Origin of the sequence: Peptoniphilus rhinitidis 1-13 (assembly GCF_000246925.1) — a bacterium.
Classification (GTDB): Bacteria; Bacillota; Clostridia; order Tissierellales; family Peptoniphilaceae; genus Peptoniphilus_A; species Peptoniphilus_A lacydonensis.
The window spans coordinates 69287-82920 of the sequence record NZ_BAEW01000001.1; the positions used below are offsets into that span (position 1 = coordinate 69287).

Sequence of the window (13634 nt, forward strand, 5' to 3'; positions counted from 1 at the left end):
TTAGATTTATTGTTGCAATTTAGAAGAATTTATTTAATTTCAAAATAAATTTTCTTTACAAAAAATTATATTAGAACATGAATAACAACTGTGTTATACTAAAATAAGCAAAACAAAGGAGGATTTTTATGGAGCAAAATATCTATTTAGATAAAGAGCGTCTGGAAAATTCCAAAAATACTACATTAGCTTTGGGAGATTCACTGGAGATAAGTTCTCTTAAGGATAAAGTTGTAGAGTTGAATAAAAAACAAATGGAACCAGGTTTTTGGGATGATAACGACAGTGCCCAAAAAATTATAAATGAAACAAATTCATATCAAAAAAAGATAGATCAATATGATGAACTTAATAAACTAATTACTGATGCAGAAGATTTAATAGAACTTATGGAAATAGAAGAAGATTATTCTTCATATGATGATTTTAGAAATTTAGTAGAAGAGATCGAAAAGAAAACTACTGAGTTTAAATTAAATACACTTTTAAATGGAGAATATGATTCTCATAATGCAATTTTATCTATTCATGCAGGTGCAGGTGGAACTGAAGCGCAAGACTGGGCAAGCATGCTTTTAAGAATGTATTCTAGGTATGCAGAAAATAAGGGATTTAAAATCGAGACTCTAGATATTCTAAAGGAAGATGAAGCAGGAATAAAGTCTGTTACGCTTAAGATTTCTGGAGATAATGCCTATGGTTATTTAAAGGGCGAAAAGGGTGTACACAGACTTGTAAGAATTTCTCCGTTCGATTCAAATAAGAGAAGGCACACATCTTTTTCATCAGTTGATGTTTTTCCAGAGCTTGACGATGACACAGATGTTGAAATAAAAGAAGAAGAACTAAAGATAGATACTTATAGATCTTCTGGAGCAGGTGGGCAACACGTAAATACAACAGATTCGGCTGTTAGAATTACACATATACCAACGGGGATTGTAGTTCAATGTCAAAATGAAAGAAGCCAGATTCAAAATAGAGAAAAAGCAATGAATATGTTAAAGGCAAAATTAATTGCCCTTGCTGAAGAGGAAAAAAAAGAAAAAATCGAAGATCTTCAAGGAAATTATTCACAAATTGCATGGGGTTCGCAAATTAGATCTTATGTATTCCAACCTTACACAATGGTAAAAGATCATAGGACAAATATAGATGTTGGAGATGTGGAAAAGGTAATGGATGGAGATTTAGATGTGTTTATAAATGCCTATTTACAAGATAAGGCAACTGGAGAAAGTTGAGGTAAAAATGGCAAAGGATGTAATAATTGCACTTGATTTTCCAAGCGGAAAGATAGCACTAGATTTCTTGAAAAAGTTTGAAGGCGAAAGTGTTTATGTAAAAATTGGAATGGAACTTTTTTATAAAGAAGGTCCCAGTATTGTAAGAGAGATAAAAAAACTTGGGCACAAGATATTTTTAGATCTTAAAATTCACGATATTCCAAATACTTGTAAGGGAGCAACAAATTCGTTGATTTCACTTGATGTTGATATGATTAATTTTCATAGTGCTGGTGGCAAGAAAATGTTAAGTGAAGCAAGTGAAATAGTTAGTAGAGAAAAGCCTGAGATGATAACTCTTGGAGTTACAATGTTAACTTCAACAGATGAAGAAACCATGTATGATGAACTTCAAATAAATAAAGATAAATCATTGGAAGATGTTGTTTTTTCTTATGCAAAACTTGCACAAGATGCAAATTTATCAGGAATTGTATGTTCTGCACTTGAAGTGCCAAAGATAAAAGAAAAGCTTGGTGAAGATTTTATTACTGTAACTCCTGGAATTAGAAAAGTTAAAAATAATGACGATCAAAAGAGAGTTGTAACGCCAAGCGAAGCGAGAGATTTAGGTTCGGATTATATTGTTGTGGGAAGACCTATTACTAAGGCAGAAGACCCTTTAAAAGAATACAAGGAAATAAAAAGAGAATTTTTAGGAGGTAAATAATGAAAGAAATTGCAAAAATTTTATTAGAATTAAAGGCTGTAACTCTTTCACCAGAAGATCCATATACTTGGGCTTCAGGGATAAAATCTCCAATATATTGTGATAACAGACTTATTTTATCTTACCCAAAAGAAAGAAATTTTGTAGAAGATAGTCTTGTCAATTTAATTAAGAAAAAATTTTCTGAGGCAGAATATATTATGGGAACAGCAACGGCTGGTATTCCTCATGCAGCAATAATTGCAGACAAATTATCTCTTCCAATGGGGTTTGTTAGAAGTTCTAATAAGGATCATGGTAAACAAAATAAAATTGAAGGAGCAAAAATATCTGGGGCAAAAGTTGTTGTAATTGAAGATTTATTTTCAACTGGGGGATCATCAATTGAAGCAGCAAAAGCATTGCAAGATGAAGGGTATGAAGTTCTTGGAATAATAAGTATTTTCACATATAACATGAAAAAAGCTTATGATAGTTTTAAAGAAGCAGGGTTTTCTAACGAATCTCTTACAAACTTTGACGAGCTTATTGAAGTTGCCCATGAAATGGAATATATTAAAAAAAATGAAATAGAAAAATTAAAGTTATTTAGAGAAAATCCAAAGGACGCAAGTTGGATGAATGTTTAAATACAATTTTGGGTAAAGAAGAATTGTAATTTAAATTAGGGGGAGAGTTTTTGAATTATTATAAAATTCTAAAAAGGATGATTCCTTACGCTAATGAGGTTTATAAAGACAAAAACAGATTTAACAGAGTTGTTCAACAATCAATTGAGAAGACTGATAAAATAGAATTATTTAAAAAGATTTCTCGTGAACTGAAGCTTATGTTTGGACTTTTAACAGACTATATGAGAGGAAATTATAGAGATGTAAAAAAAGCCGACATTATAATGATAATTGCAGGTTTACTTTATCTTCTTAACCCAGCAGATATAATACCAGATTATATTTTATTTTTTGGATTTATTGATGATTTAAGTGTCCTTAAATTTATTGTGAAGAAGTTGGATAAACAATTGGGAAAATATGATGAGTGGAGAAGAAATGCTGAAAAGTGATTTTTTTAAAAAAGATACATCAGATGTTGCAAAAAATTTGCTAGGGAAAAAAATTATCAGAAATATTTCTGGTAATTTTTTCTGTGCAAAAATAGTTGAAACTGAGGCTTATTTAGGCTTAGATGATAAGGCTTGTCATAGTTATGGTGGCAATATTACAAAAAGAAATGAAATTTTGTATAAAGACGGCGGTTACATCTATGTATATTTAATTTATGGAATGTATAATCTTTTAAATATAGTGACAAGGACTGAAAAAGAACCTGAAGCAGTACTTATAAGAGCAGTTGAACCTATTGATAATTTAGATAAATTTGCAAATAATAGGTTTAACAGAAATTACGAAGATCTTTCAAATTATCAAAAGAAAAATCTTACAAATGGTCCTGGGAAACTTACAATGGGAATGGCAATTGACAGAAACTTAAATGGAAAAGTTCTATCTAAAGATTATTTGTATATTGAAGATTTTGAAGTTCCAAAGAAAATTGTTGTGGATAAAAGAGTAGGAATAGATTATGCAGGAGAAGATGCAGAACTTCCTCTTAGATTTTATATAGGAGATAATAAATTTGTATCTAAAAAATAAGTATAGATTTTAGTTAACTTATGATTTATAATAGGTTAATGTAACAGGTGATAAGATGATTAGCATAAGAAATTTGTCTTTTAAATATGATTATGAAGATGAAAATGCAAAGCAAATTTTAAAAAATATAGATTTAGAAATTTATGAAGGTGAGTTTATTGCTCTTCTTGGACACAATGGATCTGGTAAGTCCACTCTTGCAAAACTTATAAATGGACTTTTAGAGCCAGGCGAAGGTGACATTTTAGTAGATGGAATGAACACAAAAAATGAAGAGAGCATTTGGGATATAAGAAGAACTGCAGGAATGGTTTTTCAAAATCCTGACAATCAACTAGTTGCAACAGTTGTTGAAGATGAAGTTGCTTTTGGACCAGAAAATTTAGGTATAGATCCCTCAGAAATTAGAAAGAGGGTGGACAAAGCTCTTTTAGATGTTGGAATGAGTGATTATAAAAGAAATGCACCACATCTTCTTTCTGGGGGACAAAAACAAAGAGTTGCCATAGCAGGAATTCTTGCGATGAGTCCAAAATATATAATACTTGATGAGCCAACTGCAATGTTAGATCCAAGTGGAAGACGTGAAGTAATTGATACTCTTATAAAATTAAATAGAGAAGAGCATAAGACAATAATTTTGATAACTCATTATATGGAAGAAGCTGCAATAAGTGATAGGGTAGTTGTAATGGAAGATGGAGATATTGTACTATCAGGAAAACCTAGAGAAGTTTTTTCTCATGTGGATGAAATAAAAAAATTAGGTCTTGACGTTCCACAGGTAACGGAACTTGCAAATGAACTTAAAAAAGATGGTTTTGAAATTTCAACAGAAGTTTTAAATATTGAAGAAATGGTGAAAGAAATATGTCGCTAATAGAGATTAACAATTTGACGCATATTTATAGTGAAGGTATGCCTTTTGAAAAAAGAGCAATTGATAATTTAAATTTAAAAATAGAAGAAAACGAATTTATTGGTCTTATAGGTCACACAGGTTCAGGCAAATCTACTTTTATACAGCATTTAAATGGTCTATTAAAACCAAGTTCTGGAGAAATAATAATAGATGGTAAGAAAATTGACAAATCTGGAACAAATTTGACAGAACTCAGAAAAAAAATTGGCCTTGTATTTCAATATCCAGAATATCAATTGTTTGAAGAAACAATTGAAAAAGATATTGCCTTTGGACCAAATAATTTAGAATTAAGTGAAGAGGAAGTCTTAAAAAGAGTAAAAAATTCTATGGATTCAGTTGGTCTAGATTATGAAATATATAAAGACAAATCTCCCTTTGACTTATCAGGAGGGCTAAAGAGAAGAGTTGCCATTGCAGGAGTGCTAGCAATGGAACCTAAAGTTTTAATACTTGATGAGCCAACTGCAGGACTTGATCCAAGAGGTCGTGACGAAATATTAAGTGAAATAAAAAGTATTCACGAGAAGAGAAAAATAACTGTAATTTTAGTTTCCCATTCTATGGAAGATGTGGCAAAGATTGCAGAAAGAATTATAGTTATGGATAAAGGAAAATTATTTTTAGATTCAAATCCGAGAGAAATTTTTAGAAATGAGGATAAACTTCTTTCAGTAGGACTTGGTATCCCACAAATAACTTCACTTATGAGGACATTAAAGAAAAAGGGACTTGACATAAATGAAGATGCAATAACAGTAGAAGAAGCAAAAGAATCTTTGGAAAAGTATTTGAGAGGTGTTTCTCATGTTTAAAGATATTACAATAGGACAGTATTTTCCAGGAGATACACTTGTACATAAATATGATCCAAAGTTAAAAATGCTTACAATGATTCTATTTATAGCATCATTGTTTTTTGTACATTCAGTTTTTATGTATGTTCCCATTGTTATTTATTTACTTTTAATAATAAAAGTAGCAAAACTACCAGTTGGACTTGTCCTTAGAGGATTAAAGCCTCTTAGATGGATAATTCTTGTCACATTTATAATAAACTTATTTTTTACACCGGGAGAAGTGAAATATACTATAGGTTTTTTAAAAATTTCTCAGGCAGGAATAGATTTAGCAGTATTTATGGGAATAAGATTAGTTCTTTTAGTTTTAGGCACAAGCCTTTTAACTTACACAACATCACCAATTGAACTTACAGATGGAATAGAATCACTTTTAAAGCCATTTAGAAAAATTGGAGTGCCTAGTCATGAAATAGCTATGATGATGACAATTGCACTTAGGTTTATTCCAACACTTATTGAAGAAACAGATAAGATAATGAAGGCACAAATGGCGAGAGGAGCAGATTTTGAATCTGGAAATATAGCAAAGCGTGCTAGAAACTTAGTACCTCTTTTAGTTCCACTTTTTATAAACTCTTTTAGAAGAGCAGAAGAACTTGCAACAGCAATGGAAGCAAGATGTTACAGAGGTGGAGATGGAAGGACGAAAATGAACACAACAAAAATTGTAAAAAAAGATGTAGTAATTTTTGTTGGAAATTTAATTTTCTTTGCTATAGTAATAATAATTTCAAAAATATGAATATACTTATAAAAATAACTTACGATGGTACAAAATTTCATGGATTTCAAATTCAACCAGATGAAAGAACAGTTGAAGGAGAACTAAATAAAGCATTAAAAAAAACGTTAAAAGAAGAGGTAAAAGTTTTTTATGCAGGAAGAACAGACAAAGGAGTTCACGCACTAGGTCAGTATGCAAATTTTTATTCTGATACAACAATTGACATAGGAAATCTCCCAAAGGTTATTAATTTTAATTTGCCAGAAGATGTATCAGTGGTTGATGCAAAATATGTAACAGATGACTTCCACGCAAGATATGATGCAAAATCAAAAAAATATCGCTATGTAATTTATAGATCAAGATATAGAAATTCCCTTTTATACAATAGAGCCTACGAATATCCATATGAAGTTGACCCAAAAAGAATGCAAGAAGCCCTAAACTATTTAATAGGTGAACACGATTTTAATTCATTTATGGGAAAGGGAGCAATAGTAAAGGATTCAATAAGAACGATAAATAGTATTGATGTAATAGAAGATGGAAAATTTTTATACATTGATTTCGTTGGTAAAAGTTTTCTAAAAAATATGATTCGTATAGTTGCAGGAACAACATTGGAAATAGGACGAGGCCAAAGAGAAATTGAATACATGAGAAAGGCCTTGGAGGAAAAAAATAGAAAAGCAGCAGGACCAACAGCCCCAGCTTGTGGTTTATATCTAGTAGATGTAAAATATTAAGTCTTCGAGCTTTTTTTATGGCTCTATGCCTCAAATATTGGGGGTGCTGTTTCAATTTCAATTAGATACAAACGGAGAGCCAGAAAGCTTTTACGCAGATGGAATTGAATACTATACTATTTCAAGCAATTGGGATATGACAGAGATTTAGAAATCGCCCTTATAGTCCAGAAGAATGGTTAGATAATTTCTCTACTTTTTCAATTTACCAAATTTTATCTCAGCTAATTGAATTATGGGGGCTTAGCATAAAGTCGGAAGAAGTTCCTAAAAAAAAGAAAGACCAATGACTACGCCCTTATTCCTTTTAAGGGCAGTAGAACTTGGTCTTTTTGTTTTTGATTTATAACTTCTAACGATTGGCATTGTAAATGATATGTTTACAGAAAAAAATAATGATGAATATAAATACAAGGAAGTAGCAACACAAGAAGACTTTGATAAATTTTAGAGAGATATTGACAAATAAATGCTTGAAGCATTAGAATGAAATTGATAACCAATACCAACAAAAAAGAAAGGAGAGTTGAATGAAAAAAATAGTAAGTTTATTGATGTCATTTGTAATGGTAGCTACAATTTTGTCTCCATGCTATGCTCAAGCCTCTGAGTATTCAGATTATGTTAAACATAGTGAGGCAACTTTTGTAGAAAATGGAAAAAAATATAAAGTTGAAGAAGATTTGATATCTAGAGGAGATAAAATCAAAACTACTTCTAATTTTTTTACTGATGAAGGAGTATTAATAGAAACTCAGATTACAACTGTCGATAGATCAGTTGGTATTGTTTACTTTGAAAATAGGAATTCAGATCAAGAGCTTATAAACTCAGAAAGCTATAGGTTTGATCAAATTTTAGAACTAACAGAATCTGATGAAGAGACACATGATGTATTTGTTACTTATTCCAATGATCGTGGGAAATTTTTAAGACACGAAGAATATACGATAAATCTAACTGGGAAAAAAGCTACAGCTCTTGTAGTAGGATCTATATTAGCTGGAGTCTTTGCAATAGCCCCTGAGGTCGGGATTTCGCTTGGGGGGGAATTTGTAGCGGCAGCTACTTCTGCTGGATTACTAGGGGCAGGTAGTATTATGCCATTGAATGTTCGAGCAAGTGTAGATGTATATTCAAGTCCTTATAGAACAGGAAAACATTACACAAGATTCTATGGAGATTTTTATACCACTGACGGAGAATATATTACGAGTTTACATTGGAGTAAAAGGGGATATCATTAATGAAAAATGCGCTCTTAAGAGCCTTAATGTATAATATCATTGGACTTTTTATTATGGGTGTTTTTTATTTTTTGAAATATGATATAAATAAGACTCATACAAAAGAAATGTTATTAATGATATTTTTAGCTGAGGTTTGTTATTGGTTAACTGTTCTAATTGGATTATTGGTTATTAAAAAATTAAAAAGTTAAATAATGAATTTCGACAACTATATTACAAAATGGTAGGTGCTTTTTAGTACCCAAAATAGTGTAAGATAGGAAATGATTCCTATCTTACACTATTTTTGTATAATGAAGAAGTAGTAGTAAGATAAGTCTGTTTTAAGGTTAAAATATCCATGATAAAAGCTGTCGACTATGTCTTCGTTATTCATATTCGGTTAAGTAGGTTGGACAAAATGTCCGTGTCACGAGCTAAAAAAGAGTGTAATGGTTCAGGTAGAAACTACAAAATAAAAAGAAAGAAGGAAAAATATAATATCAATATGTATAGACATATCAAAAGAAAAGTTTACAGCCTGTGCATTAGAATAAGAAAGTAAAATAATTTGGAGGCCCTTTGATATATATCTAAATAAAACCAAAGTAAAGGAATTTTTAGAGAAACTAGAAAAATTAAAAGAAGAAGTAAAAATGACAAACGAATATCAGAGAAGGAATAGAACTGATAAAACAAATAAATCGGATTCTAAATAGAATTTTAACACGAATGATAGAAATATCCGAGACCTTAGAAGAATATCAAAAAAGTAAAAAAATTCTTAGGCATATTGAGCAAACTAGCAGTACCAATAGTAGCAGAATTTGGAAACCTATCAAAATTTAAAAACAAAAAAATTCTAATATCCTTTGTAGGAATAGACTCCACACCCTATGAATCAGGAAACTTTAAAGCAGATCAGATAAAAATAACCAAAAGAGGAAACTCAATGCTAAGAAATGTAGGCTACCAGGCAATGAAATGTATGATGAGTGCGAAGGACGAAGAAAACGAAATATATAAGTACATGATAAAAAAAGAAAGAGAAGGAAAAACGAAAAAAGTTTGCACATTTGCAGGATTAAACAAATTCCTAAGAGTATACTATACAAGAGTCATGAAGTTAAAAATTAAGAATAGAGAATTAAAAGTAGCATAACATTTAGAAAAGCATTAAAGATAAGTTGATTACGTTCGGTTTGTTTGCCATGCACTAATTTAATTACTCAAAGAATCAAATAACCTAAAATTAATTTCAGGTTAAGCTTGACTTTTATTGGCAGGTTTTGCAGTAAAAATTATTTTAAAAATTTATTTTGCAATCTTTAAATTATTTTTTATTTCAAAGACTTTAGGATTTTGCGAAAATCCAATAAATTGATAATATAAATGGTTTTTGGTATAATTATTTTAGTTAATTTGGAGGTGGAACAGTGGATAATAAATATCTTGTTAATGGTAATGAAGCTGAAGGAAAGGTAAAAATTTCTGAAGATGTTATCGCTACAGTTGCTTCTGTTGCAGCTGAAAGTGTTGACGGTGTTGTAAAAGTTTCTACTAATTTTAAATCTCAAATGAGTGATATTTTAAATACAAAAAATTTTGCTAGAGGTGTGAAGGTTAATATTGGCGAAAAAGAAACTATTGTAGATGTTTATATTACTATTGAGTATGGAATTAAAATTGTAGAAGTTTCTGAAAAAGTTCAAGAACAAGTCAAGGAAGCTATTGAAAATATGACTGATTTTGATGTTGTAGAAGTAAATGTTCATATAAGTGGAATTGCTGTAAAAGATTCTGAAAAGACGATTGTGAAATGAGCAGAAAGAAAGCAAGAATAGGCGCTATGCAAGCTTTATTCTCTATGGATATAAATGATGACTTTTCTATTGAAAGTCTAAATTTATTTATGGAAAATAATTTATTTCTAGGAGATGAAGTCGATTATATAAATAGAGTTGTCCCTGATATTTTGGACAAAATGGATGTAGTTGATAGTACTATTGAAAAGAATTTAAAGGGATGGACTATTCAAAGGCTTGCTAAAGTTGATAGACAGATTCTGCGCATTGCCGTCTATGAGTTTTTATATAAAGATGATATACCTCCTGAAGTTTCTATTAATGAAGCTGTTGAGATTGCGAGAATTTATGGATCTGATGATTCTCCCAAGTTTATAAATGGGATTTTAGGAAGTATTTACAGGAGTTTTTGATTTGAAGAGCAATGCTTTTAATGTAAGTGAATTAAATAATTACATCAAAAAGCTAGTTTCCATGGATTATATTTTAAGAGATATTAGTATAACTGGTGAAGTTACTAATTTAAATATTCATTCTAATGGAAATATTTATTTTTCGTTAAAGGATAATTTTTCAAGAATTGATGCCATGATAAGTGCTAAAGATGTCAATGTAAAACTATTTGATGGGGCAAGTATCATGGCAAAGGGAACTGTTACTTATTATGATAGAAGTGGCAGAATTTTTCTATATGTCAGTGAAATTGAACTTGATGGAAAGGGAAATTTGTATCAAAAGTTTTTAGATCTAAAAGATGAACTTGAAAGGGAAGGCCTTTTTGATCTTTCCCATAAAAAGAAAATCAAAAAGTTTCCTGGTTCAATTGGACTTATTACATCGACAAGTGGTGCTGCTATAAAGGATGTCATTAATCTTTTTAGAAAGAGAAATAGAATTTGTGATATTTATGTATTTCCAAGCTTTGTGCAAGGTAATATGGCAAGTGAAAATTTAATTAAGGGTATAAAATATTTTAATGAGTCCCAAAATGTTGACACCATTATTATTGCAAGAGGTGGAGGTAGTTTTGAGGATCTCTTTGTTTTTAATGACGAAAGTCTTGCAAGAGAAATTTTTAATTCTAATATTCCAATTATTTCTGCTGTTGGGCATGAAATTGATTACACTATTTGTGATTTTGTAAGTGATCTTAGAGCGGCGACACCGACTAATGCAGCTGAACTTGCTACAACAAGTGAAGATGAGATTTTTGGGGAGCTTTTAAATAAGAAAAACTCATTAAATAATTTAATCGAGAGAAAAGTTGATTTGGAAAAACTAAAATTATTTAATCTCTACAAAAGTATTTCCATTAAAAATCAAGTTTATAAAATTAATTCTATGACTCGTGAACTTATTTATTATGAAAATTTGTTAAACAATTCTATGAAAAAAATTTTGGAAGATAATAGAAGTTATTTAAGCAAAAGTAAGTTTTATCTGACAAATTTTAAATTAAATAAATCTAGAGAATTGGATAGTTTTGGATATAGACTTAAAAATATTGAATTAAATTCAAATAGAAAATTAGATAGATATTTTAATAATTTAGACCTTCAAAATAAATTTTTAAACTATTATTTTAATTTATTTATTGATGAAAAAGTTTCAAATCTTAATAAATTTGGTAAATTTTTAGAGTCTTATGATTTGAAAAATAAAATTTTGTTGGAAAAAAGAAAATTAGAATATTTAAATATAAGATTAGGCTCTGCTTTTGATAAAATAAATAAGATTGAGATAATTACACATGATGGAAAGAAATTAGAATCCATTAAAGATGTAAATATTGGGGATATTATTTCCTTAAGATTAAAAGATGGAAATATAAAATCTAAGATTTTTGATGTGAAAATGAGGGATTAGATGGATAAAGATTATGAAAGTTCTTTTAGAGAGCTTGAAAAAATTATAAGGGAACTTGAGTCTAAGGACATTAGTCTGGAAGATTCCATAAAAAAATATGAAGAGGGAATTGAGCTTTATAAATATTTAAATAAAACTTTGAAGGCTTATGAAGGCAAGATAAAAACTATTGCAGAAGAAAATTCTGATTTTTTAGAGGACGATAAAGATGGAAAATATAGATAGTTTATTAGAAAAATTCAATGCCTATTTGAGTTCCCTTCTTGAGTATACAGATAGTGCACAAAGAAAGGTTATTGATTCTATGAAGTATTCATTATTTTCTGGGGGAAAGAGAATTAGACCTCTTTTATGCCTAATAACGTTTTGTGAATTTTCTGATGAGGATATAAAAAAAGTTCTTCCCTTTGCTGCTGCAATTGAGATGATACACACTTATTCACTCATCCATGATGACCTTCCAGCTATGGACGATGATAATTTTAGAAGAGGAAAGCCAACTAATCACAAGGTTTATTCTGAAGGAATTGCAATTTTAGCAGGAGATGGTCTTTTGAATATGTCCATGGAAGTTTTACTAAGACATATTGAAACTATTGAAGATCCTGAAGATTTAAAATTTGCAGTTAAGGCAATGAAATATATTTATAATGCAACTGGAGTTGGAGGAATGATTGGTGGACAAGCTATTGATATAGATTTTGATGTGTCTTGTTATAGCGAGGAAATCTGCGAATCAATGTATAAGTTAAAGACAGCAGATTTAATAAAAGCGTCTGTTGTTTCTGGTGCGATAATTGCCAAAGCACCAGCCGATGTTATAACAAAACTTTCCAAGTTTGCTGAATCTATTGGTGTTGCATATCAACTTGAGGATGATCTTTTAGATGAAGATAAAGACCCAGATAGTGGTGAAGTCAATATGTTGATGTTTAAAAATAAAGATGAACTTAGAGAAGAAATTATTGAACTTACAAATTCGGGGTATGAAACAATTGATAGTCTTTTATTAAAAGAAAATTTACTAAAAAATTTTGTTGCAAAATTAATAAATAGGAGCAATTAATGGCAAAAAAAAGAGCAGATGTATTGTTAGTTGAAAAAGGTTTAATAGATTCTAGAGAAAAAGCCAAAAGACTTATAATGGAAGGAAAAGTTTTTATTGGAACTAATCGAGTTGCAAAGCCAGGGGAACAATTAAAAGAAGATGTAAAAATTTATATAAAGGGAATTGAAAATACTTTTGTTTCAAGAGGCGGGCACAAGCTTGAAAAAATGATAAAAGATTATGATATTGATTTGAGAGATTCTGTTTGTGTCGACATTGGTGCTTCTACTGGTGGATTTACTGAGTGTATGCTAAAATATGGAGCAAAAAAAGTTTATGCCATTGATGTTGGATATAATCAACTTGATTATAAATTGAGGACTGATGATAGAGTTGTATCTCTTGAAAGAACGAATATTAGGTATTTTGATACCGATTTAATTTTAGAAGATGTGGATTTTATTTCTATTGACGTTTCTTTTATTTCTCTTGAACTTGTTCTTCCTGTTGCCAAAGAGATTTTAAGTAGGGAAGGAAAAATTGTTGCACTAATAAAACCACAATTTGAAGCTGGCAAGGGAAAAGTTGGAAAGGGCGGTATTGTTAGAGATGAAAAAGTACATATTGAAGTTATAGATAAAATAATAAATCTTGCAAGAGATTTAAATTTTAATATTATCGCAATAACAAATTCTCCTATAAAGGGAACAAGTGGAAATATTGAGTTTTTAATTTATTTATCAAAGGAAAGTAGAGTTTCAAGTAATTTTGATTCTAAGAAAATTGTAGAAAATACTTATAAAAATTTAAGTGAATAGGTGAA

At 29.9% G+C, this 13634-nt stretch carries 17 protein-coding genes; all 17 read left to right on the top strand.

The features are described 5' to 3' along the window. Positions 1 to 128 precede the first annotated feature (128 nt). The 17 genes from prfB to RH95_RS00400 all read left to right on the top strand — a co-directional run bounded on the left by prfB (position 129) and on the right by RH95_RS00400 (position 13629). Positions 129 to 1244: a peptide chain release factor 2 gene (gene prfB / locus RH95_RS00315; RefSeq protein WP_010242132.1), complete on the top strand. Its 1116-nt coding sequence runs from the start codon at positions 129 to 131 to the stop codon at positions 1242 to 1244. Between the two features lie 7 nt (positions 1245 to 1251). Continuing rightward, complete coding sequence (pyrF, locus tag RH95_RS00320; RefSeq protein ID WP_010242133.1) at positions 1252 to 1956, top strand: orotidine-5'-phosphate decarboxylase; 705 nt, start codon at positions 1252 to 1254, stop codon at positions 1954 to 1956. Beyond that, positions 1956 to 2585, top strand: coding sequence for an orotate phosphoribosyltransferase (pyrE, locus tag RH95_RS00325; protein ID WP_010242135.1), 630 nt, complete (start codon positions 1956 to 1958; stop codon positions 2583 to 2585). Before pyrF ends, pyrE begins: the two co-directional genes overlap by 1 nt. A 50-nt stretch (positions 2586 to 2635) precedes the next feature. Further along, positions 2636 to 3019, top strand: a complete 384-nt coding sequence (locus tag RH95_RS00330; protein ID WP_010242136.1) for a YkvA family protein — start codon at positions 2636 to 2638, stop codon at positions 3017 to 3019. After that, positions 3006 to 3608, top strand: coding sequence for a DNA-3-methyladenine glycosylase (locus tag RH95_RS00335; protein ID WP_026038543.1), 603 nt, complete (start codon positions 3006 to 3008; stop codon positions 3606 to 3608). Before RH95_RS00330 ends, RH95_RS00335 begins: the two co-directional genes overlap by 14 nt. Before the next feature lie 55 nt (positions 3609 to 3663). Continuing rightward, on the top strand, positions 3664 to 4488 hold the full coding sequence (locus tag RH95_RS00340; RefSeq protein WP_010242141.1) for an energy-coupling factor transporter ATPase: 825 nt from the start codon (positions 3664 to 3666) through the stop codon (positions 4486 to 4488). After that, on the top strand, positions 4479 to 5345 hold the full coding sequence (locus tag RH95_RS00345; RefSeq protein ID WP_010242143.1) for an energy-coupling factor transporter ATPase: 867 nt from the start codon (positions 4479 to 4481) through the stop codon (positions 5343 to 5345). Before RH95_RS00340 ends, RH95_RS00345 begins: the two co-directional genes overlap by 10 nt. Next, positions 5338 to 6135: an energy-coupling factor transporter transmembrane component T family protein gene (locus tag RH95_RS00350; protein WP_010242146.1), complete on the top strand. Its 798-nt coding sequence runs from the start codon at positions 5338 to 5340 to the stop codon at positions 6133 to 6135. The genes RH95_RS00345 and RH95_RS00350 overlap by 8 nt, the downstream gene beginning before the upstream one ends. Beyond that, complete coding sequence (gene truA, locus RH95_RS00355) at positions 6132 to 6863, top strand: tRNA pseudouridine(38-40) synthase TruA (RefSeq protein WP_010242149.1); 732 nt, start codon at positions 6132 to 6134, stop codon at positions 6861 to 6863. Before RH95_RS00350 ends, truA begins: the two co-directional genes overlap by 4 nt. Before the next feature lie 530 nt (positions 6864 to 7393). Beyond that, positions 7394 to 8110: a hypothetical protein gene (locus RH95_RS00360; protein WP_010242151.1), complete on the top strand. Its 717-nt coding sequence runs from the start codon at positions 7394 to 7396 to the stop codon at positions 8108 to 8110. 775 nt (positions 8111 to 8885) lie between these two features. Next, positions 8886 to 9254, top strand: coding sequence for a transposase (locus tag RH95_RS09730; protein ID WP_010242155.1), 369 nt, complete (start codon positions 8886 to 8888; stop codon positions 9252 to 9254). A 274-nt stretch (positions 9255 to 9528) separates the two neighbouring features. Then, entirely contained in the window at positions 9529 to 9915 is a 387-nt protein-coding gene (locus RH95_RS00375; protein ID WP_010242157.1) for an Asp23/Gls24 family envelope stress response protein, read from the top strand. Then, the gene (gene nusB / locus RH95_RS00380; RefSeq protein WP_010242159.1) at positions 9912 to 10310 is read left to right on the top strand and encodes a transcription antitermination factor NusB; all 399 of its coding nucleotides are present in this window, start codon (positions 9912 to 9914) and stop codon (positions 10308 to 10310) included. The genes RH95_RS00375 and nusB overlap by 4 nt, the downstream gene beginning before the upstream one ends. A gap of 1 nt (position 10311) precedes the next feature. After that, positions 10312 to 11763: an exodeoxyribonuclease VII large subunit gene (gene xseA / locus RH95_RS00385; RefSeq protein ID WP_010242161.1), complete on the top strand. Its 1452-nt coding sequence runs from the start codon at positions 10312 to 10314 to the stop codon at positions 11761 to 11763. Beyond that, entirely contained in the window at positions 11764 to 11988 is a 225-nt protein-coding gene (gene xseB, locus RH95_RS00390; protein ID WP_010242163.1) for an exodeoxyribonuclease VII small subunit, read from the top strand. It begins immediately after the preceding gene. Then, positions 11972 to 12829, top strand: a complete 858-nt coding sequence (locus tag RH95_RS00395) for a polyprenyl synthetase family protein (RefSeq protein WP_010242164.1) — start codon at positions 11972 to 11974, stop codon at positions 12827 to 12829. The genes xseB and RH95_RS00395 overlap by 17 nt, the downstream gene beginning before the upstream one ends. Next, entirely contained in the window at positions 12829 to 13629 is an 801-nt protein-coding gene (locus RH95_RS00400; protein WP_010242165.1) for a TlyA family RNA methyltransferase, read from the top strand. Before RH95_RS00395 ends, RH95_RS00400 begins: the two co-directional genes overlap by 1 nt. Positions 13630 to 13634: the final 5 nt, after the last annotated feature.